At 66.6% G+C, this 21,269-nt stretch carries 19 protein-coding genes; 7 read left to right on the top strand and 12 right to left on the bottom strand.

Translation table 11 applies throughout. The annotated features are described in order from the left end of the window. Positions 1-3: 3 nt before the first annotated feature. The 6 genes from FPZ54_RS07935 to FPZ54_RS07910 all read right to left on the bottom strand — a co-directional run bounded on the left by FPZ54_RS07935 (position 4) and on the right by FPZ54_RS07910 (position 3,586). Entirely contained in the window at positions 4-354 is a 351-nt protein-coding gene (locus tag FPZ54_RS07935) for a hypothetical protein (RefSeq protein ID WP_145846252.1), read from the bottom strand. After that, positions 351-872 (bottom strand): RebB family R body protein, encoded by a 522-nt coding sequence (locus tag FPZ54_RS07930; protein ID WP_145846250.1) that lies wholly within the window; start codon positions 870-872, stop codon positions 351-353. The genes FPZ54_RS07935 and FPZ54_RS07930 overlap by 4 nt, the downstream gene beginning before the upstream one ends. A 22-nt stretch (positions 873-894) precedes the next feature. Next, positions 895-1,212: a RebB family R body protein gene (locus tag FPZ54_RS07925; RefSeq protein ID WP_145846249.1), complete on the bottom strand. Its 318-nt coding sequence runs from the start codon at positions 1,210-1,212 to the stop codon at positions 895-897. Between the two features lie 59 nt (positions 1,213-1,271). Next, positions 1,272-1,541, bottom strand: coding sequence for a RebB family R body protein (locus FPZ54_RS07920; RefSeq protein ID WP_145846247.1), 270 nt, complete (start codon positions 1,539-1,541; stop codon positions 1,272-1,274). A 189-nt stretch (positions 1,542-1,730) separates the two neighbouring features. Next, positions 1,731-3,143: a type I glutamate--ammonia ligase gene (glnA, locus tag FPZ54_RS07915; protein WP_145846246.1), complete on the bottom strand. Its 1,413-nt coding sequence runs from the start codon at positions 3,141-3,143 to the stop codon at positions 1,731-1,733. Positions 3,144-3,247: 104 nt separating this feature from the next. Further along, positions 3,248-3,586, bottom strand: coding sequence for a P-II family nitrogen regulator (locus tag FPZ54_RS07910; protein ID WP_145846245.1), 339 nt, complete (start codon positions 3,584-3,586; stop codon positions 3,248-3,250). 288 nt (positions 3,587-3,874) lie between these two features. Here FPZ54_RS07910 and FPZ54_RS07905 point away from each other — a divergent pair, with 288 nt between their 5' ends. Then, entirely contained in the window at positions 3,875-5,689 is a 1,815-nt protein-coding gene (locus tag FPZ54_RS07905; RefSeq protein ID WP_145849634.1) for a DUF885 domain-containing protein, read from the top strand. Between the two features lie 44 nt (positions 5,690-5,733). On the opposite strand, the gene glpD is transcribed toward FPZ54_RS07905, so the two are convergent. After that, the gene (gene glpD, locus FPZ54_RS07900; protein WP_145846244.1) at positions 5,734-6,867 is read right to left on the bottom strand and encodes a glycerol-3-phosphate dehydrogenase; all 1,134 of its coding nucleotides are present in this window, start codon (positions 6,865-6,867) and stop codon (positions 5,734-5,736) included. Positions 6,868-6,884: 17 nt separating this feature from the next. On the opposite strand from glpD, the gene FPZ54_RS07895 reads away from it, so the two are divergent. Continuing rightward, positions 6,885-7,970, top strand: coding sequence for a hypothetical protein (locus tag FPZ54_RS07895; RefSeq protein WP_186456957.1), 1,086 nt, complete (start codon positions 6,885-6,887; stop codon positions 7,968-7,970). A gap of 3 nt (positions 7,971-7,973) precedes the next feature. On the opposite strand, the gene FPZ54_RS07890 is transcribed toward FPZ54_RS07895, so the two are convergent. Beyond that, positions 7,974-8,672, bottom strand: coding sequence for a carbonic anhydrase (locus tag FPZ54_RS07890; RefSeq protein ID WP_186456956.1), 699 nt, complete (start codon positions 8,670-8,672; stop codon positions 7,974-7,976). 172 nt (positions 8,673-8,844) lie between these two features. Here FPZ54_RS07890 and FPZ54_RS07885 point away from each other — a divergent pair, with 172 nt between their 5' ends. Beyond that, positions 8,845-11,145: a ribonuclease R family protein gene (locus FPZ54_RS07885; protein WP_145846240.1), complete on the top strand. Its 2,301-nt coding sequence runs from the start codon at positions 8,845-8,847 to the stop codon at positions 11,143-11,145. Positions 11,146-11,161: 16 nt separating this feature from the next. On the opposite strand, the gene FPZ54_RS07880 is transcribed toward FPZ54_RS07885, so the two are convergent. From FPZ54_RS07880 to map, 4 genes are all read right to left on the bottom strand, one after another. Further along, positions 11,162-13,141 (bottom strand): tetratricopeptide repeat protein, encoded by a 1,980-nt coding sequence (locus tag FPZ54_RS07880; RefSeq protein ID WP_145846239.1) that lies wholly within the window; start codon positions 13,139-13,141, stop codon positions 11,162-11,164. 255 nt (positions 13,142-13,396) lie between these two features. Further along, on the bottom strand, positions 13,397-14,566 hold the full coding sequence (locus tag FPZ54_RS07875) for a BaiN/RdsA family NAD(P)/FAD-dependent oxidoreductase (RefSeq protein WP_145846238.1): 1,170 nt from the start codon (positions 14,564-14,566) through the stop codon (positions 13,397-13,399). Positions 14,567-14,708: 142 nt separating this feature from the next. Then, positions 14,709-14,891, bottom strand: a complete 183-nt coding sequence (locus FPZ54_RS07870; protein ID WP_145846236.1) for a hypothetical protein — start codon at positions 14,889-14,891, stop codon at positions 14,709-14,711. A gap of 13 nt (positions 14,892-14,904) precedes the next feature. Beyond that, complete coding sequence (map, locus tag FPZ54_RS07865; protein WP_145846235.1) at positions 14,905-15,732, bottom strand: type I methionyl aminopeptidase; 828 nt, start codon at positions 15,730-15,732, stop codon at positions 14,905-14,907. A gap of 64 nt (positions 15,733-15,796) precedes the next feature. Here map and FPZ54_RS07860 point away from each other — a divergent pair, with 64 nt between their 5' ends. From FPZ54_RS07860 to FPZ54_RS07845, 4 genes are all read left to right on the top strand, one after another. Next, positions 15,797-16,552, top strand: coding sequence for a competence/damage-inducible protein A (locus FPZ54_RS07860; RefSeq protein WP_145846234.1), 756 nt, complete (start codon positions 15,797-15,799; stop codon positions 16,550-16,552). 71 nt (positions 16,553-16,623) lie between these two features. Then, positions 16,624-18,045: a M16 family metallopeptidase gene (locus FPZ54_RS07855; protein WP_239019756.1), complete on the top strand. Its 1,422-nt coding sequence runs from the start codon at positions 16,624-16,626 to the stop codon at positions 18,043-18,045. Between the two features lies 1 nt (position 18,046). After that, a complete protein-coding gene (locus FPZ54_RS07850) occupies positions 18,047-19,465 on the top strand; it encodes a M16 family metallopeptidase (RefSeq protein ID WP_186456955.1) in 1,419 nt (472 codons plus the stop codon). Positions 19,466-19,633: 168 nt separating this feature from the next. Beyond that, positions 19,634-21,085, top strand: coding sequence for a hypothetical protein (locus tag FPZ54_RS07845; protein WP_145846231.1), 1,452 nt, complete (start codon positions 19,634-19,636; stop codon positions 21,083-21,085). The last annotated feature ends 184 nt before the right edge of the window (positions 21,086-21,269 follow it).

The following is a 21,269-nucleotide window of genomic DNA, read 5'->3' as shown; positions in this document are numbered from 1 at the left end:
GTGTCAGCCCGCGGGAAATGCCTTCAGCACCGAGGCCGCCGCCTCGCCAACGGCCTGATAGTCGGCAATGGCCTTGTCGGCGATCGCGGCCATTCTGGGCAGCGCTTCGAGATAGCGGGGATCGCCGGTGGCGAGGAACTGTGCGGTGGCGGCGGCGGTGGCCGCGGTGGCAAGGGTGGTCGCGTTGCGCAGCGCGTCGGTGGCGTCCTGGACCGCGATCGCGGCGGACTGCGCGACCGACTGATAGGCTTTGCCTGCCCCCGATGTCAGCACGACCTCTGGCGAAAGCACCGCCGACTGCATCTGGTGGATGGCGTCGGTGACTTGCGGATTGACGGTCATGGGATCGCTCATTGCGCTTTTCCGGCCTTTGCCTTGGGCGCCGCGCCCTTTTCCGGGGAGGGCGAAGGCGCCGGTGAAGCGGCGCTCGCGGCAGCAGCGATCCGGGCAAGCGCGGCGGTGGCCTCGTCGGCAATGGCGCCGTCGGCCTCTTTCTGTGCCTGGAGAAGGGCGATCGCCGCCTGTGCCTGGGCTTCGGCGGCGGCGACAAGCGCGGACGGCGTCATCGGCGCTACGCCGGGCGCGAGGCTCGCGCCCAGCATCCGGGCGCAGGCGGCCGTGATCGAGGCGGAGGCGATCGCTGCATCCGCCTGTTGCCGGGTGACGGCATTGTGCATTCCAAGGCCGATCGTGTTCGCGGCGACCAGCCCCAGCATCGCGGCCGCGCTGGCGGGAGCGCCCCCCGCGGCCAGCACGTTGAGCGCGGTTACCGCATCGGTGATCTGGCTGTTGACGGTGCCGCTCGCTCCGCCGTCTGCGGGCTCGGGGCCGGGCGCGTCGTCGTCGGGCTGCTCGGGGGGCTGATCGGGCATGGGTCGAACTCCGGCTAAGCGATCATTCGCCCGAGGGCGGGGGCGGGGGCGCGGCCTCGGCCCCGAGGCCGCGGACGGGGCTGCTCAGGATATCCATCGTATGCACGCCGCTGGCGGTATGGCCGTAGATCAGCGCGACACCGGCGGTGGTGGCGGCCTGTGCCGTGATCCACATCTGTTGCTGAGCCGCCGTGGCATTATGCGCGGCATTGGCAAGCGCCTGGGCGGTCGCCTGATAGAGGTTTCCGAGCGCCATGGCGGGCGACACGCCGACCACCTGAACATCGGCCTGCGTGACCGCATCGGTGATCTGGCTGTTAACGGCGGTTGGAAAGGCCAAGGCGAATTCCTTTCTGAATCAGAAAGCGACAGGCGACCCAATTTGCGGGTCGGCGGACTTCAGCTCTTGAGGATGTCCTCGGCCGCGAGGCCGGCCGCCGCGGTGTCGAGCGAATAGAGTGTGGCGACGCCCATCGTCGTCGCGGCCTGCGCCGCCACATTGGATTGTTGCTGGGCGTTGGTGGCATTGTGCGCGGCATTGGCAAGCGCCTGCGCAGTAGCCTGATAGAGATTTCCCATCGCTACCGCAGGTGCGTCGCCCAGAACCTTCGTATTCGCCTGAGTTACCGAGTCGGTGATCTGATCGTTTACCGCCGTTGGGAACGCCATATCCTGTCCTCCTCCTGAACCGGGCCGGGCATCGCGTGCCGATTTGCGCACCTTGCTATGCCTGAACGCGTTGCGAGTCGAATCGTTATTGTGGTGACCGTGATTTTTACTTTGCACCTTTTTGCGATGGGACAAAAAAAGGCGTCCCGGCCAAAGCCGGAACGCCCATCATGACATTGGTTCGGACGATTACGAGCTGTAATACATGTCGTATTCGACCGGCGAGGGGGTCATTTCCCAGCGGGCGACCTCTTCGCGCTTGAGTTCGATATAGGCGGCGATCTGGTCGGCGCTGAACACGTCGCCCTTGAGGAGGAAGTCCATATCGGCTTCGAGGCTGTCCAGCGCCTCGCGGAGCGAGCCGCAGACGGTCGGGACCAGGCTCAGTTCCTCGGGCGGCAGGTCGTAGAGATTCTTGTCCATCGGGTCGCCCGGATGGATCTTGTTCTGGATGCCGTCGAGGCCCGCCATCAGCAGCGCGGCATAAGCGAGATAGGGGTTCGCCAGCGCATCCGGGAAGCGGAATTCGACGCGCTTCGCCTTGCTGCCCGCACCATAGGGGATGCGGCACGAGGCGGAGCGGTTGCGGCTCGAATAGGCGAGCAGCACCGGCGCCTCATATCCGGGGACCAGTCGCTTGTAGCTGTTGGTCGACGGGTTGGTGAAGGCATTGAGCGCCTTGGCGTGCTTGATGACGCCGCCGATGAAATAGAGGCACATTTCGGACAGGCCGGCATAGCCATTGCCCGCGAACAGGGGCGAGCCCTTGTCCCAGATCGACATGTGGGTGTGCATGCCCGAGCCGTTATCTTCCTTGATCGGCTTGGGCATGAAGGTCGCGGTCTTGCCATAGGCATGGGCGACCTGATGCACGACGTACTTGTAGATCTGCATCCGGTCCGCGGTTTGAACCAGCGTGCCGAAGGTCAGGCCCAGCTCGTGCTGCGCGGCGGCCACCTCATGGTGATGCTTGTCGCAGGGCAGGCCCATTTCGAGCATGGTCGAGACCATCTCGCCACGGATGTCGACGGCGCTATCGACTGGCGCGACGGGGAAATAGCCGCCCTTGGCACGCGGGCGGTGGCCCATATTGCCGCTCTCATAGTCCTTGGACGAGTTGCCGGGCAGCTCGATATCGTCGATCGCATAATAGCTGGTCGAATAGCTGTTCTCGAACTTCACATCGTCGAACATGAAGAATTCGGCTTCCGGGCCGACATAGACGGTGTCGCCGATGCCGAGCGACTGGAGATAGGCTTCCGAGCGCTTCGCGGTCGAGCGCGGGTCGCGCGAATAAAGCTCGCCGGTCGACGGTTCGACGATGTCGCAGACCAGGATCAGCATCGGCGTCGCGCTGAACGGATCGGTCCAGACGGCGTCGAGGTCGGGCTTCAGAATCATGTCGGATTCGTTGATCGCCTTCCACCCCGCGATCGACGAACCGTCGAACATCAGGCCGTCGGTCAGTTCGTCCTCGCCGATCACCGATGCGACCATGGTGAGGTGCTGCCACTTGCCCTTGGGGTCGGTAAAGCGAAGATCGATCCATTCGATCTCCTGATCCTTCACCATCTTCAGAATATCGGCTGCGCTGTTAGCCATTGGAACCAAGCCCCTTTCTTTCGCTCTTCGGGTCCGGCGCCCGTCGCGGGTGCCGGAGAATCATGTTGCGCTGCGGTGCAGCTTCGTGAAATTATTGCGGTGCGTCAAATGGCGTTGTCGTCGCGCTCTCCCGTGCGGATGCGCAGCGCGGTTTCGATCGTCGTGACGAAAATCTTGCCGTCGCCGATCCGGCCGGTCTGCGCGGCGGCGGCGATCGCCTCGACCACCCGTTCGGCCAGTGCATCCTCGACGACCACTTCGAGCTTCACCTTGGGCAGGAAATCGACGACATATTCGGCGCCGCGATACAGTTCGGTATGCCCCTTCTGACGGCCGAATCCCTTGGCCTCGGTCACGGTGATTCCCGAGACGCCCACGTCGTGAAGCGCCTCCTTCACCTCATCCAGCTTGAACGGCTTGATGATGGCTTCGATCTTTTTCACGGTTTCTTCCCTCTGTGACGCCGGTGCGAGTCCCGATCGGCCGGTACCGCGCCGATGCTGGCGACGATATCGATCGCGATCAAGCGGAACGCCCCTGCCGCGCGACTTTGCATGAGGCGTGCCAGATCGCAGGGCCGCGCAATTGCGCGGCGCCAGCCCCATCGGGCGTTAACAACTGCCTAACAAATGGGCAACGCCGCGCCGCGGTTGCGCGATTGCGGTGCAGCCTTGCGACGCGGGGGCGAGGGTGTAATGTGCCGCTATTACACCTTTGCCAAGGACCCTGCCATGCGCCTCGCCCCCCTGATCCTCGCCAGCCTGCTCGCGGGGGTCAGCATCCCCGCGCTCTCCGCGCAGCAACAGCCTGCTCCCGCTGCTCTTCCCGGTGAAGGGGCGGAGGACGCGAAACTGAAGGCGCTGTTCCATGCAAGCGACGAAGCGTCGCTCAAGCGCAACCCGATCATGGCGCTGTTTCGCGGCGACCAGCGCTATGCCGACCAGCTCGGTACCTATTATACCGACGCCTATATCGCGGCGGAAAAGGCGGCGAACGAGGCGGATCTGGCGGCGCTGCGCAAGATCGACCGGGCCAAGCTGACCCCGGTCAACAAGATTGCCTATGACGTGTTCGAGGCGGATCAGTTGCGCGCGCTCAAGGGCTATCGTCCGGAAATCCTGGCGGTGTCCAAATATCTTCCGATGGACCATTTCACCGGCTTCCAGTCCTTTTACCCTGACTTCGCATCGGGGCAGGGCGCGGCGCCGTTCAAGACGGTTGCTGACTATGAGAACAACCTCAAGCGCAACGCTCAATATGCCGCGATGTATGATCGGGTGATCGGCCTGTTCCGTGAGGGGATGCAGCGCAGGATCGTCCAGCCCAAACTGGTCGTCACCAACATGATCGGCCAGTTCGACAATCTGATCGCGCAGGGGGTGGAGGAGTCCGTTTTCTATGGCCCGGTGCAGAAATTCCCCGATGGCATTGCGGAAGCCGATCAGGTGCGGCTCAAGGCCGCCTATGCCGCGCAGATCCGTGACGTGATCCTGCCCGCGCACAAGAAAATCCGCGATTTCCTGGCAAGCGAATATCTCCCCGCCGCGCGCGATACGGTGGGTACGTCGGACCTGCCCGGCGGCGCTGCGCTCTATGCCTATGCGATCGAGAGCAACACAACGCTGCCGCTGACGGCGGACTATGTCCACAATCTCGGCCTGTCGGAGGTGAAGCGGATCACCGCCGGGATGGAGGCGCAGAAGGAGAAGGTGGGGTTCAAGGGCAGCCTGCAGGAATTCTTCACCCATCTGCGTACCGACAAACGCTTCCAGCCCGCCAGCGCCGACGCGCTGCGGGAGGAATATGAGGCGATCGGCAAGCGTGTGGACGCGCGGGTGCGCGAGCAATTCTCGCTGATCCCCAAGACCCCGCTCGAAATCCGCCCGGTCCCCGCCTATCGCGAAAAGACCGATGCGGCGGGCAGCTATATGCAGGGCACGCCCGATGGATCGCGGCCCGGTGTCTTCTATTTCAACACCTATGATCTGCCGACCCGCTATACCTGGGGCGCCGAGACGCTGTACCTGCACGAGGGGGTGCCGGGGCATCATTTCCAGATCAGCCTGGCGCAGGAGAATGCCGCGCTTCCGGCCTTCATGCGCTTTGGCGGGAACACTGCCTATGTCGAGGGATGGGCGCTGTACGCCGAAACGCTGTGGCCCGAACTGGGGATGGAGACCGACCCCTATCAGCGCATGGGTGGCCTGACCGACGAGATGCTGCGCGCGATGCGGCTGGTGGTCGATAGCGGGCTGCACGCCAAGGGATGGAGCCGCGACCAGGCGATCGACTATATGGTCACCAACTCGCCAATGTCGCAGACCGACGCGACCGCCGAGGTCGAACGCTATATCGCGATGCCGGGGCAGGCGCTGGCCTACAAGATCGGACAGCTGACGATCCTGAAAGCCAAGGCGAAGGCGAAAGCGGCGCTGGGCGCAAAGTTCGACCCGCGCGGGTTCCATGCGGCGGTACTCGACACCGGCGCGTTGCCGATGCCGGTGCTGGAGAAGAAGATCGACGATTGGGTGGCGGGAGTGAAGTAGAGTCGTGTTCAGATAGGCGGCACCGCCCCGTCAGCGCGAAACGGTCAAGGCAGCGGGCGATCGCGGGTGACTGGCCGGGCGGTGATGCCGAGTGCGGGCGCGAGCTTCCTCATCGCATGTTCGGCGAGCGCGCGGGCGGTGGTGATCTTGCCGCCGAAGATCGAGAGGATCGGGGCGCCGTCGGTGTCGAGTTCGAGGTGGTAGTCGCGCGTCACGGCGCGCGCCTCGCCCGCGCCGTCGTCATGCAGCGCGCGGATGCCGGACCAGGTGCCGGTGACGTCCGCAGGGGCGATCTGCTGTCTGAAGTAGCGATTTGCGGCGGCGCAGAGATAGTCGATTTCCGCTGCATCGATCCCCGCGTCATCGGGATGAGCGACCGGGACATCGGTGGTGCCGATCATCGTCTGCCCCTGCCACGGCGCGGCGAAAACGACGCGGCGGTCGGGCTGTTGCAGGATATAGGCGTGATCGCCCTCCCACAAAGCGGGGACGGTGATGTGGCTGCCCTTGACCAGCCGCAGGCCGCTGTCGGTCGGGATGGCGAGGGTCGCGAGCAGTTGCTTCACCCACGGCCCGGCAGCGTTGACGATCGCGCGTGCAGCGACGGTGCGCCCGTCGGACAGCGCGATGTCCCAGCCGGTGTGGCCACGCCGCGCGCCGGTGACCGCGACTCCGGTGACGACCTCCGCGCCGTTGGCGATAGCGTCGGCGGCGTTGGCGCGGGTCAGCGCGACGTCATCGACCTGCGCGTCCCAATAGAGGAAGCCGCTGCTGTCGGGGATCAGCGGGGCGAGGCGTGGATCATCGCGGCCTAGCGACCGTGAACGCGGGAGCGAAGAGCCGACGCCGAGCAGATCGTAGAGATACAGCCCCGCGCGGACCATCCACCAGGGGCGGACGGCGTGCGCGTGGGGCAGCACGAACGCCATCGGGCGGATCAGTTGCGGGGCGGTGGCGAGCATCCGCTCGCGCTCGTGCAGCGCCTCGCGCACCAGCCGGAATTCATAGGTTTCGAGGTAGCGAAGTCCGCCATGGATCAGCTTGCTCGACGCCGAAGAGGTGTGCGCGGCAAGGGCATCGCGTTCGACGAGCAACGTCTTGAGCCCCAGCAGCGCGGCTTCGCGGGCGATGGCGCAGCCGTTGATTCCGCCGCCGGCAATCAGAAGGTCATAGGTCACGCCGACAGCCTAATGGCTTGCGCGCGGCGGATCGACCGGTTTCGACGGTTGACCCCCAGGGCAGGCGCGGCGACGATGGCGGGATGGGGCTTGGCCTGTCGATCCTGCTTGCGGTTGCGGCTGCGCAGTCGCCCGAAGACCTGCGCGCGCAGGAAGCGGCCATTCGGGCACGGATGGCGGACAATCCGGAGTATGAGTGCATGAGCCTCGACCGGATACCCTGTGCGGTGGAACTGGCCGACGTGCTGGAGAAACAGGGCCGGCCCGATGCGGGAATCGGCGAGATCGAGGCGGCGATGGCCGCGCTTCAGGAAGAAGGCGCGATGGGCAATGAGGCGCGCGGGGCGATCCGCTACGGCCTGGACGCCATTGCCGCGATCCGCGAGCGTCAGTCGGGACCGAGCGACGTGCTGGTGCGGCAACGCTGGACGATTGCGGTGGACCGGCAGCGGCGCACGATCGCGGTGGATGGGCCGGGAGCGGAGCGGATGACCGCGACCGGGGACGCCAGCTATCTCGACAAGACCGCCGATATGCTGCTGGCGCTGGGGCGGGGCAGCGAGGCGGTGGAGCTGGCGCGGGCGAGCTTTCGGACCGCCACCGCATTCCGACACGACCGCCCGTCGGGCGAGGTGCAGGCGCGCGATATTGCCCGGTTCAAGATCCAGCGCGGGCGCGCTTTGGGGCTGGTTCGCGCCGCCTTTGCCGCGGCGCAGGAGAGGTTTCCGGCGGAGGCGGAATGGCGGGCGGCCGATATGGCGCTGGCGGCGAAGGACTGGGCGGGAGCGGAACAACGCTATCGCGCGCTTGCAGTCCAGGCTGGAGCGCCGCTGATCGCCACGGCGCAGGAGGTGCGCGCCCGTGTCGGACTCGCCCATGCGCTGGCGGCGCAGGGCGGCGCCAAGCTGGCCCAGGCGATCGCGGTGCAGCGCGGACTGCTCGACCGGCTGGTCGTGCAGTCGTGGCGCGGCGATCGCGTCGTGGCGATGCTCGGCGCGGACCACGAAGCGCTGCTGCGCGCGGCCGGGATGCCCGGCGCGGCGGACCGAGTGCGCAGGGCATTGGCGGCGTACCGCGCGGGCGGCGCACCGCCGCGGTTCTGACCGTTATTCGACGTCGAAAAACTCGACGATCCCCGATGCGAAATGATATTCGGCGCCGACGATCTTGAGCTTGCCGGACCGGCGTGGTTCGGCAAGCAACCGCTGGCCGGGCGCACGCAGGTCGTGGACGACATGGTGGATATTTTCGCGGATCGAATTTTCGACCAGGTCGCCGGCGATCTTTTGCGCGGTGTGCACCGCAGGCACGATCGGATCGACCATCGCGCCAAGGCTGCCCGGAAGAACCGCCTTCTTGTCCGCCACGTCGATCGCGGCCTTCACGGCGCCGCAGGAGGTGTGACCGAGGACGACGACCAGTGGAACGCCCAGATGGGCGACCGAATATTCGATGCTGCCCATCGCCTGGGGATTGGCTACCGTGCTCCCCGCATTGCGCACGACGAACAGCTGGCCCACGCCGGTTTCGAAAATCTGTTCCGGGGCCGCGCGGCTGTCGGAACAGCAAACAATCGTCGCAAAGGGGCGCTGGCCGGCCAGAAAGGCGCGGCGCTGGCTGTCGTTCAGGCCGTAGTTGAACGCATGGCCCATGGTGAACGCCTGGTTCCCCTTTTTGAGCGTCGCCAATGCCGCGTCGGGGGTGATCGCCGATTTGACGCCTTCGGACGCGATCAGCGGTCGGCTGGCGAGCGCGGCGCTCCCTGCGGCGAGGGCTGCGAACAGGTGGCGACGGGTTACCTTCATGAGCCGGGATCCTGCGGGTAGGGTATCTTGACCTATCATAGGCGCCGCTGTGCGGGCCGGGCGCGATCGATGCCGCATATTTCGTTGGGGAGATTGGACTTGGTGGCGCCGCGCACTATCTTGGGGTTCAATGACAAGACAGAACAAAACAAAGAACAAGCCCGCGCCGGGTATGCCCACGCGGCAGCAGATCATCGATTTCATCACGTCGTCGGACAAGCCAGCGGGCAAGCGCGAGATTGCGCGCGCATTCGGCCTGTCGGGGCAGGAGAAGATCGCGCTCAAGGCGCTGCTCAAGGATATGGCGGACGAGGGGCTGGTCGATACCGCGCCCGGCCGCGCGTTTCACAAGATGGGCGGCGTGCCCAAGGTGACGGTGCTGCGCATCGTCGAGGCCGATGGCGATACCGTCTGGGCGGTGCCGGAGCGCTGGGAAGCCGAGGGCATTCCCGTGCCGCGGCTGCGCGTGCGCGAGAGGCGCGGGCCGGGTGGCGCGCTGGGTGTCGGCGACCGCATCCTCGCGCGCACCGAAGAGGCGGGGAAGGGCTGGATTGCCCATCCGATGAAGAAGCTCGCCAAGGGCGACGAGGCGATTCTGGGCGTCGTAAAGGAAGAGGGCGGGCGGCTCTATCTCCAGGGGTTGGAGAAGAAGGAGCGCGCAAGCCCCGTCATTTCGGAGCGCAACGGCGCCGAGCCGGGCGATCTGGTGATGGCTGACATCAGCGGCCGGGGATCGCGCACCTTCGCCAAGGTGACGGAGATATTGGGCGATCCGTTCGCGCCGCGCAGCTTTTCGCTGATCGCGATCCACAAGCATGAGATTCCGAACGTGTTTTCGGAGGAATTGCTGGCCGAGGCGGAGCGGGTGGCGAAGCAGCCGCTGGGTGAGGGACGGGAGAACCTGACCGACCTTCCCATCGTCGCGATCGATCCCGCCGATGCGCGCGACCATGACGATGCGGTGTGGGCGACGCCCGACGACGACCCCGCCAACAAGGGCGGGTGGAAGGCGATCGTCGCGATCGCGGACGTCAGCTTCTACGTCCGTCCCGGATCGCTGCTCGACCGCGAGGCGCGCAAGCGGGGGAACAGCGTCTATTTTCCCGACCGCGTGGTGCCGATGCTGCCCGAGGTCCTCTCGGCGGATGTCTGTTCGCTGAAGCAGGGCGTCGAGCGCGCGGCGCTGGCGTGCCATATGCGGATTTCGGCGGATGGCGAGATCCGGGACTGGCGGTTCAGCCGGGCGGTGGTGAAGCTGGCGGCGAATATCGCCTATGAGGATGCGCAGGCGACCATTGATGAAAAGCCCCTCCCCTTCAGGGGAGGGGTTGGGGGTGGGGCCTCACCTCCGGACGACGCGGCTGACGCACTGCCCCACCCCAACCCCTTCCCTGAAGGGGAGGGGCTAAGGAAAATCCTCCAACCCCTATGGGACTGCTGGGCGGCGCTCAACAAGGCGCGGGCGAAGCGCGAGCCGCTTGATCTGGACCTGCCCGAACGGCGGATCGTGCTCGACGAGAAGGGGCGCATCCTGTCGGTCGCACCGCGCGAGCGGCTCGACGCGCACAAACTGATCGAGGATTATATGATCGCGGCGAATGTCGCGGCGGCAAAGGCGCTGGAAAAGAAGAAGGCGCCGGTGATGTACCGCATCCACGAGCCGCCGAGCCGCGAAAAGCTGGTCGCGCTCAAGGAGTATCTCAAGACGCTCGATGTCGAATTCGCGCTGGGGCAGGTGATCCGGCCCAAGACGTTCAACCATGTCATCGCGCGCACCAAGGAGGCGGATTTTCACGCCGAGGTGATGACCCAGGTGCTGCGGACCCAGACGCAAGCCTATTACGGCCCGCAGAATGCCGGGCATTTCGGACTGTCGCTGGGCAGCTACGCGCATTTCACCTCGCCGATCCGCCGCTATGCCGATCTGGTGGTTCACCGCGCGCTGACCGAGGCGTTCAAGCTGGGTCCGGGCGGCGAATTGCCGTCCGACAAGGACATGGAGCGGACCGGCGAACTCATCAGCAAGCTGGAGCGCCGCGCGATGGAGGCGGAGCGCGACACGATCGACCGCTATGTCGCCGCCTATCTCGCCAGCCATGTCGGCGAGGTGCTGGAGGCGCGGATCACCGGCGTGCAGAATTTCGGATTCTTCGCGACGGTTGAGGGGATCGGCGGCGACGGGCTGGTCCCGGTCCGCGATCTGGGCCGCGAATATTTCCGCTATGACGAGGCGGCGCAGCGACTGGTGGGCGAAGAGACCGGGGAAGAATTCGCATTGGGCCAGCGGCTCAAGCTGCGGCTCGCCGAGGCGAACCCGGTGTCCGGCGCGCTGCGCTTCGAACTGCCCGACGGCAAGGGCAGCGGGTCGGGGCCGGGTGGCGATGGCGACCGCCGCCGCAAGGGCGGACCGCCGCGCCCGCTGCACCGGCGCGGGCGACCGGCGAATATCCGCCATCAGGGGAAGAAGCGGTAGGGTTGAACGGTCTGCCTTAGCCGCCGCTTCGGCTCGCCTGCCATGCCGCCTCGACCATCAGCCGGGCGGCTTCGGTGCGTTTGCGGGCGAGGGCGATGTCGCTGGCGCTCGCCCGCGCTGCATCGCCGACGAAGCGCGCCGAGGTCCGCGCCGCGAGCGCGACGCGGGCCGGGGTGAGCGCCGCGCCCGCACGGCCGGATTGCAGCAGTGCGCGCGCGAAGGGCTCGGCGACGTCGAGCGACTGGGGGCTGTCGGTGCCGTAGATCCGCGTGCTCGCCGCCAGCCGCTCGCCGAACAGCTTCGTTCCCTCCTCCTTCCCCTGCATCGTCAGGTTCGCGGCAAGCGCGAGCAGGGCGGCGGTGCGATATTCGCCCTCCCAGGGGATCATGTCGTTCTGCTCGATCTTCCTGAGCAGCAGGCGGCGGATCGGCTCGGCCTCCGCAGCGCGACCCTGTCGCTCCTGCAAATGCGCGAGCCGGGCGCGGGCGAAGACATTGGGATCGTCGAAGGCGGCGGCGATGTTCATCTTTTCGTCGCTGTCGCCGAGCGACACGGCTTCCCGCGCCAGCGTCTCCGCATCCGCCAGCGCGCCTGACGCTTCGAGCGCGTCGGCGCGGGCGAGCAGGTAGAACATGCGGCGCCAGACATTGATCTCGTCCCCGGCCGCGCGGACGCGGGCGATGCCGTCAGCGGTGAAGGCAAGTGCGTCGGCCACCAGACCGCGCGCCAGCAATGTGCGGGTAATCCCCTCGAACGCCTCGCGCGAATCGTCCGGCTCGTAATTGTCGTAGCGCAGCGAAAGGTTCCAGATGCGGCGATAGAGCAATTCCGCCTCGGCCAGCCGGTTCTGCGCCTCGACCGCTCCGGCGAGTTCGAGAACGTATGTCAGTGCACCGTTGGACTCCGGCCCCCAGCGTTTCTCGGCGCTGGCGAGCAGGCCGGTCAGAATCGGCTCGGCGCGCGCCGGTTCGCCGGTTTCGACATAGAGGTTGGCGAGCACCGATCCGGCATTCTGGAGCTTGAGATCGTCGAACTTCAGCAGGCGCTGATAGACCGGATAGACGCGCTCATAGATTGCGATGGTGGCGGCGTTGCCGCTGCCGGTCTGGCCCGCGATCTCGACCAGCTTGTCAGCCGCCGCGCGCGAGAGGGCGGGGGAGGGGGATTCGCCCAGCATCTGCTGGACGGCGCGGACGCCCGCATCGACCTCTCCCATCGCGAACATCAGCGCGAGTTCCGCGTCGGCGGGCGGCGTGCCGGGCTTGCGCGCTTTGGCATAGGCGGCGCGGGCACCGGCAAAGTCTCCGGCGGTGCGCAGGATCTGGCCCTGGACGCGGTAAAGGTCGCGCACCGCATCGGGCGCACGGGCGGCGGGGCGGTCGAAAGCGGCGATGGCGAAGGCGACGAGGCGCGCGGCACGGGGCTTGTCCTGTCCACCCCAATTCTGGACGCTGACCGCACGCCCCGCCATGTCCGTGGCAAAGGCGATTTCGAAGCTGGGGTCGGGTGCGGCGGCGAAGGGGGCCAGAAAGGCGCGGGCGCGATCCTCCTCGCCCGCAAGGACGAGGCCGTAGGTCATGAAGAAGATGTCGTCGATATCGTCGGATGCGACCGGACCGGTCTCGCTGGTCCGCTCGGCCGTGCCCTTCATCCGATAGGCGGCGGTGAGCCAGGCCCAGCGGGCGAAGGTCGCGAAGTCGCGCGCCTTCATTGCGGCGGCGCGGGCGTCGAGCCAGCGCGAATAGATTTCGAACTGGGTCTGGCCTTGCAGCTTCGCGACATCGTCGGCGGGACCGGCAAGCGCGAGCGCGTCGCGGATCAGCGGCGCGGCATCGGCACGGCGTCCGGCAATGAGGTGTTCGGCGGCCTGGATCAGCAGGGTGTCGGCGCGGGCCTGATCCTGTGCGCTGAGGGTGGGGAGCGCGGGGGGAGGGGCGTCCTGCGCAGCGGCGGGGAGGACAAGCAGCAACGACAAGACAATGGCGGTGGTGCGCATCGGGTTCCTTCCGCACGGCGTTGTGGCATCGGGGAACGGCGGCGGCAACGGTCGAAATCGGGCGGGGGCTGCGCGTAAATTCCTCCCCTGAGCTTGCCTCAGGGGAGGGGGACCGCGCCCGAAGGGCGTGGTGGAGGGGCGGCCCCGCAGAGGGCCGTGAACAGCTCGGCAAAGTTCCGCCCTCTTCGGGGCGGCCCCTCCGTCATTGCTGCGCAATGCCACCTCCCCTGCCGTGCAGGGGAGGAATTTAGCAGGTCAAACCGCCATCCCAGCAGCCCAGCCGCTCGACCAGGCCCATTGGAAATTATAGCCGCCGAGCCAGCCGGTGACGTCGACCGCTTCGCCGATCGCGTAGAGGCCGGGGACGGCGCGGGCCTCCATCGTCTGGGAGGAGAGTTCGGCGGTGCTGATGCCGCCGATCGTCACTTCGGCCTTGGCATAGCCTTCGGTGCCGTTGGGGTGGAAGGCCCAGGCGGCGAGAGCGCGTTCGACTTGCGCGAGGCGCTTGCCGGCGGCGGCGTGGAGTTCGCCGTCGAGCCCGAGCTGGTCGGCTAGCGTGTCGGCGAGGCGGTTGGGCAGGGCGTCGCCGAGCAGCTTGCGCAGGGTGGTGCGCGGGGCGTTGCGCTTCGCCTCGGTCAGCCAACCGGGGGCGCGGTCGGGCAGGAAGTCGATCGCGACCGGCTGACCGTGGCGCCAATAGGAGCTGATCTGGAGGATCGCCGGGCCGGACAGGCCGCGATGGGTGAACAGGGCGGCTTCGCGGAAGCTGGTTTTTCCGGCGCGGGCGGCGACCGGGGCGGCGACGCCGGAGAGTTCGCGGAACAGCACCTCGTCCCCGCCGAGGGTGAGCGGGACGAGCGCGGGGCGGGGTTCGACCACCTTGAGGCCGAACTTGCGGGCGAGGTCATAGGCGAAGCCGGTCGCGCCCATTTTGGGGATCGAGGGGCCGCCGGTGGCGATGACGAGCGCGGGGGCGCTGACGCTGCGGTCGCCCCAGGTGACGGTGTAGCTGCCGTCGGCGTGGGTCACGTCGCGGATCGCGTGGCCGAGCGCAATTTCGACGCCGCCCGCTTCGCATTCGTCGCGCAGCATCGCGACGATCTGCTTGGCGCTGCCGTCGCAGAAGAGCTGGCCGAGCGTCTTTTCGTGCCAGGCGATGCCGTGCCGGTCGACCAGGTCGATGAAATCATGCTGGGTGTAGCGGCGCAGCGCGGACTTGGCGAAATGCGGGTTGGCGGAGAGGTAGCGGTCGGGGGCGATGCCGAGATTGGTGAAATTGCAGCGGCCGCCGCCGGAGATCAGGATCTTTTTCCCGACCTGATCGGCATGGTCGATCAGCAGCACGCGGCGGCCGCGCTGGCCGGCGGTGAGCGCGCACATCAGGCCGGCTGCGCCTGCGCCAAGGATGATGGCGTCGTAGTTCATAATCCTCCCCGGAACGGGGAGGGGGACCATCCGAAGGATGGTGGAGGGGGCGGGAGGCAAGGGAGTCCGGTGCCTCGGCCCCCCTCCACCACGCCGCTTCGCGTCGCGGTCCCCCTCCCCGTTCCGGGGAGGATTTGAACCCTCACCGCAACTTCGCGATGGTCAGGCCGTCTTCCTTGGCGCGGTCCTTGACCGATTCCTCGCTGCGGGTCAGCGCCTTGGCGATGGCCTTCAGCGCCATGCCCTTCTTCGCCAGCGTATGCAGCTTCTGAATCTCGTCCTGCCGCCATGGCTGGCGGTGGCGCTCGAACTTTCCCTCGGCCATTATGCGCCAACCCTCACAGATACGGCGGGTTGTGGCGCCCGGTGGGCGACTGGGTGAATATCTCGCATCCGGTTTCGGTAATGCCGATCGAATGTTCGAATTGCGCCGAGAGCGAGCGATCGCGCGTGACCGCCGTCCAGCCATCGTCGAGCAGCTTCACGTCGGGGCGACCGATGTTGATCATCGGTTCGATGGTGAAGAACATGCCGGGGCGCAGCTCAGGCCCGGTGCCGGGGCGGCCGACATGGACGACTTCGGGCGCGTCGTGAAACACGCGGCCAAGGCCATGGCCGCAGAAGTCGCGGACGACGCCATAGCGGTGCTTTTCGGCATGGCGCTGAATCGCGTGTCCGATATCGCCCATCGTGTTGCCGGGCTTTGCGTGCTCGATGCCGATCATCAGGCACTCATAGGTGACGTCGACGAGGCGGCGTGCCTTCAGCGGCACGTCGCCGACGAGATACATGCGGCTGGTGTCGCCGTGCCACCCGTTGAGCAGGGGCGTGACGTCGATATTGACGATGTCACCATCCTTCAGCGTCTTGGACCCCGGAATGCCGTGGCAGACGACATGGTTGATACTGATGCAGCAGCTGTGCGTATAGCCGCGATAGCCCAGCGTCGCGGGGACCGCGCCGCCGTCGAGCGTCATGCGGTGGACGATGTCATCGAGCTCCGCCGTGGTCACGCCGGGCACGACATGCGGCACGAGCGCGTCGAGAATCTCCGCAGCGAGCCTGCCCGCGGCCCGCATTCCGGCGAACCCGTCGGACCCGTAGAGTTTGATCGCCCCGTCGCGGGCGAAGTTCGTGTCGGCGGTTACGGCAACATAGTCGGTCATCGCGACGATATAGGGGAAATGTCGGCGCTTTGCGAGGCCGCGGGTGCACGCTATGGCGTTCGATATGAGCGAACGCATCTGGACAGCAGGACTTGTCGTGATCGGCGACGAGATCCTTTCGGGTCGGACCCAGGACAAGAATGTCGCGCAGATCGCGCTGTGGCTCAACGTCCAGGGCATTCGCCTGTCCGAAGTGCGCGTGGTGCCGGACGTTCAGGAGCGGATCGTCGCAGCGGTGAACGCGATCCGCACCAGCTATGACTATTGCTTCACCACCGGCGGAATCGGGCCGACGCATGACGACATCACCGTCGATGCGATCGCGGCGGCGCTTGGCGTGCCGGTGGTGGTCCACCCCCAGGCGCGCGCGGTGCTGGAGAAACATTATGAGACGCGCGGTGGCCTGACCGACGCGCGGCTGCGGATGGCGCGGGTGCCGGAGGGCGCGGACCTGATCGTCAATCGCATGTCGGGCGCGCCGGGCATTCGCATCGGCAATATCCTGATCCTTGCCGGGGTGCCGTCGATCACTGCGGGGATGCTCGACGCGCTGACCGGCACGCTGGAGGGCGGAAAGCCGGTGGTGAGCGGAACGATCGGCTGCTGGGTCGCGGAAAGCGAGATCGCCGATCTGCTGCGCGAGACCGAAAAGGCGCATGAAGGCGTCGCGATCGGCAGCTACCCCTTTTTCCGCGAAGGGCGTACCGGCGCGAATTTCGTGGTGCGTGCGACCGACCCCGCGCTGGTTCAGGCGTGCATCGACGATCTGACCCGGCGGCTGGAAGAAAGCGGGCGCGCGGTCATGTCGGGCGGGATCTGACGCCGCAAATACCCTTGCCCCCTCGCGCTGTACTGATAGCTTAATACAGTTCGTATCCAGAGGGGATGATCATGATGATGAAACGATGGGTGGCGGCGCTTGCGCTTGCCGGGGCGGCGCTGCCGCTCGGGCTGGCGGCAATGCCCGCGGAGGCGCAAGAGGCGCCCGCGAAGCTGAAGGTCGAAACGCAATATTTCACGCTGCCCAACGGGCTGCGCGTCGTGCTGGCGAAGGACAACATCAGCCCGACCGTCACCGTCGGCGTCTATTACGGCATCGGGTTCCGGATCGAACCGCGCGAGCGCACCGGCTTTGCGCATCTGTTCGAACATCTGCTGTTCCAGGGATCGAAGAACGCGCCCAAGGGCGTGCATATCAGCACGATCAGCAATGCGGGCGGCGTGCTGAACGGATCGACCCGTTACGACTTCACCAATTATTTCGAGGTGGTGCCGTCCAACGCGCTGGAGCGGATGCTGTGGCTGGAGGCGGACCGCATGTCGGCGCCGGTCATCAACGAGGAGGTGCTGAAGAACCAGCAGGGCGTCGTCGGCAATGAGGTGAAGGTCAACGTCCTCAACCAGCCCTACAGCACTTGGCCGTGGATCGACCTGCCGATGCTGGCCAACACCAACTGGTATAACAGCCATAATTTCTACGGCGAATTGAAGGAGATCGAGGCGGCGACGGTCGAGGATGCCAAGACCTTCTTCGATCGCTTCTACAAGCCGTCCAACGCGGTGCTCGTGGTCGCAGGCGACCTCGATTATGCGCAGACCCGCGCGATGGTGGAGAAATATTTCGGCTGGATGCCCAAGGCGCCGCCGGTCGTGCTCCCCGACATCAGCGAGCCGCGCCAGACGGAAGAGAAGTTCCGCGCGCGCACCGACCGGCTGGCACCCAAGCCCGGCTGGGCGGCGGGCTATCACGTCCCCGCACGCGGCACGCCCGAATGGTATGCGATGGGCCTGATCGACCAGATGCTGGTCAAGGGGCAGGACAGCCGCCTGTATCGCAAGCTGGTGGCAGAGACCGGCATTGCGGGCGAAGTGGGCGGGGGGATCAATTACCCGCTGGGCAACATGTTCAACTATCAGGGGCCGATGCTGTGGAGCTTCAACTTCACGCATGACGCCAATCGCAGCCGCGATGAGATCAAGACGGCGGTAGACAGCGTGATCGAGGACCTGCGGACCAAGCCGGTCGGCAAGGAAGAGCTGGAACGCGCGCGAACCAAGATGCGCTCCTCGCTCTATTCAACGATCGACGGGACTGGGCGGGTCGGCCTGATCGACCTGCTCGCCGTCTATGCGCTGTTCGACAACGATCCGAACCTGGTCAACACGCTCGACGACGGCTTCGCCAAGGTGACGCCGGAGCTGATCCAGAAGACCGCGCAGGAATATCTGCGCCCCACCAACCGGTCGATCTATGTCATCGATCCCGGCGCGGCCCAGCCTGCGCCCGCCGCTGCCCAGCAAGGAGGCAAGTGAGATGCGCCGCATGATCGCAAGCCTGACGGCTGCCGCCCTGCTAGCCGCCCCGGTTGCCGGTGCCGCCGCGCAGGAACTTCCCTCCACGCCGCCGCCGATCCCGGCGCCGAAGGCGTTCAAAATGCCCGCGAGCGAGACCTATACGCTCGACAACGGGATGAAGGTGACGCTGATTCCCTACGGCGTTGCGCCCAAGGCGGTGGTGTCGCTTCAGGTCTATGCCGGGGGGATCAACGAAGGGCCGGATACCTGGCTCGCGGGCCTGACGCTCGATATGATGCGCGAAGGCGCGGCGGGGATGACCGCGGCGCAGATCGCGCAGAAGGCCGCCGATATGGGTGGCGGGCTCGGCACCGGCTCGGGAGCCACCAGCTCCGGCGTATCGATCAACGTGCTGTCCGAGCGGACGCCCGACGCGATCGCACTGGTCGCCGATGTCGCACAGCGCCCGACTTTTCCGGAGAGTGAGCTGGCGCGGGTCAAGGCGAACTGGAACCGACGTCTCGCGATTGCACTGACCCAGCCGGGGACGCTCGCCAACGCGGCGATCACCCGCGCCTATTATGGCGCCGACCATCCCTATGGTCGCGTCCTGCCCACGCCTGAGCAGTTCGGTGCCTATAGCGCCGCGCAGCTCAAGGCGTGGCACGCCGCCAATTTCGGCGCCAAACGTGCGCACCTCTATATCGCGGGCCGGTTCGATGCCGCCGCGGTGAAGGCGGCGGTGGAAAAGGCGTTCGGCGGCTGGGCTATGGGGCCGGAGCGGGAGCTGATCCCGGTCGATCCCAAGCCAGGACCGCAGGTGTTGCTGGTCGACCGGCCGGACGCGCCGCAATCGACGATCAACCTGATGTTCCCCGCGCCCGAGGCGGGGAGTGCGGGGGATATTCCGATGCGGGTGATGAATGCGCTGCTGGGCGGGTCGTTCAGCTCGCGCATCACGCGCAATATCCGCGAGGAAAAGGGCTATACCTATTCGCCCGGATCGGGGGTCGGTCTGTTGCCGACCAATGCGGTGTGGACCTTCAACGCGGACGTTACCACCGCGGCCACCGGTCCGTCGCTGACCGAGGTGTTCAAGGAGATCCGCACGCTCCAGCAGACGCCGCCGGGTGACGAGGAAGCGGCCGGGATGCGGCAATATATGGCGGGACTGTTCGTCATCACCAACTCGACCGCCGGAACTTTGGTCAACACGCTGGCCACGCGCGACGCGCTCGGCCTGCCGCGCGACTGGGTGGACACTTATGTCCCGGCGACGCTCGCCGTCACCCCGGCGCAGATGAGCGAGGCGGCACGACGCCTTCCACTCGACAAGATGACGTTGGTGGTTGTCGGAGACCTGAAGGTCGTCACGCCGCAACTCCAGGCTTTGCCGGAGTTGAAGGGGATCGAGTTCGAGACCGTCACTGTTCCCTGAACAAATATTCATAAAAGCTGTAGTTCGATGATGGGGGTGGCGAAAGTCGCCCCCTTTTCGTTTCGTGGTCAGAATGGATGTTCACTTGGACGATCGAAGTAAACAATTCACCGCAATTGCGAGGCTGGGCTGCGACGAATCGCGGGTTCCACTTGTTGACCCCCCGTTATGACCCACACAGCAAACCATGCGCGACCCGCGCTTCGCCGGGCCGCGGCGCTGCTTCTCGCCGCCGCCGCCTTCCCCTCAACCGCCCTTGCACAGGAGGCGGTGACGCCGCCGATGGTGCTTGTGCCGGCGCAGCCTGCGCCTGCACCTGCGCCGGTCGCGCCGCCTCAGGTGCAGGTGCCCAGCACGACCACGACTACTGTCCAGACGCCACCGGGTGAATCGCGTACGACCATCGCCCCGGCTGCGCTGGAACAGGCGGAGGCGGAGGCGCGCGAGCGTGCCGCCGCGCGTCAGGCCGAAGCCCGCCAGGCAGAGGCGCGTCAGGCAGCGGCGCGTCAGGCCCGTGCGACGCGCGCCGCCGCCCCGGCTGCGCCTGCCCCGGCGCCCAATCCCGAACCCGCTCCGCAAGCCGAGGCCGCTCCTGCGCCGGAGGCGCTGACCCCTGTGCCGCCCCCCGCCGATCCGGCGGTCCAGGCTGCGCCGGTCGAGCCGCAGGCGGCGGATGAATTGCCCGCCCCGGTCGAACAGAGCGAGCCGGGCGGTACCATGTGGCTGATTCTTGCCGCGCTCGGTGGAATCGCTGTGGTGATCGCGGGCGCGATGCTGTTGCGCCGTCGCCGCGACGACGAACCCTATGTCGAAAAGGAAATGGTTGTTGCCGCGCCCGTCGAGCGGCCCGTCCAGCCGGTCGCCGAACGCGAGATCGAGTCCAAGCCGATTGCGGCGCGTGCTGAACCGCGTGTGGACTATCCGGTTGCCGATCCGGTTGCCGCCGCGCCGGTGCTTGCCGGCTTCGTCGCTCCGCGTCCCGAACCCAAGCCGGTTGCCGCGCCGGTGCGCGCAAAGACCCAGGTCAAACCGGGCCGGACTCCCGCGCTCGAACATGCCGAGATGGTCGATGCCGATCCTGCCGATATCGCGGCGGTGCTGGGCGACGCCAAGCCGACCGGATCGCGCCCGCAGCTTGAACTGGCGATGCGACCGATCCGTGCGGGGATGAGCCGCCGCGGTGCAATGGTCGGGTTCGAACTGACCGTCGCCAATGCGGGCGCTGTGTCCGCCGACGATGTCCGCATCGGCGCCTTCATGCTTGGCGAGAATGCCGCGCGGGAGACCGAGATCGAGCGTCTGCTGGTCAACCCGCCGGTCGAATCGATCCGCCCCGCCGAGCGCATCGCGCCGGGTGACGGGACGACGCTGGAGGGATCGCTCACCATGTCGCGTGAGGAGGTCGACGCGATCGCCGGGGACGATGAGGGCTTCACGCCCGTGCTGGTCGCCGATGCCCGCTATCGCTTGCCCGATGGGCGCGAGGGGCGTACCGCCGCCGCGTTCAAGATCGGTCGCGTAAATGGTGGCGCGCATCTGGTGCCGATCGCGATCCAGGACGATCCGTCGATGTACGCCGATATCGAGGCCGAACTGCTCGGCGTTCCGGCCAAAGTGTGATTTCCGTTCACACGCCCATCCCGGCGGTGCGCCGGGATGGGCCGATTTTCGGGCGGCCCCGCGCATTTTTTGATGCGCGGGGCCGCCTCTCTCATGCTAACGCGCGGCCCGTGACTGCGTTGAACCTTCGCGCGACGACCGCGCTGACCTCTTTCCTGCTCCTCGCGATCCCCGCTATGGCCCA

It is taken from the genome of Sphingomonas suaedae (assembly GCF_007833215.1).
GTDB lineage: Bacteria > Pseudomonadota > Alphaproteobacteria > Sphingomonadales > Sphingomonadaceae > Sphingomonas > Sphingomonas suaedae.
This window is presented reverse-complemented; position numbering and strand designations above follow the sequence as displayed.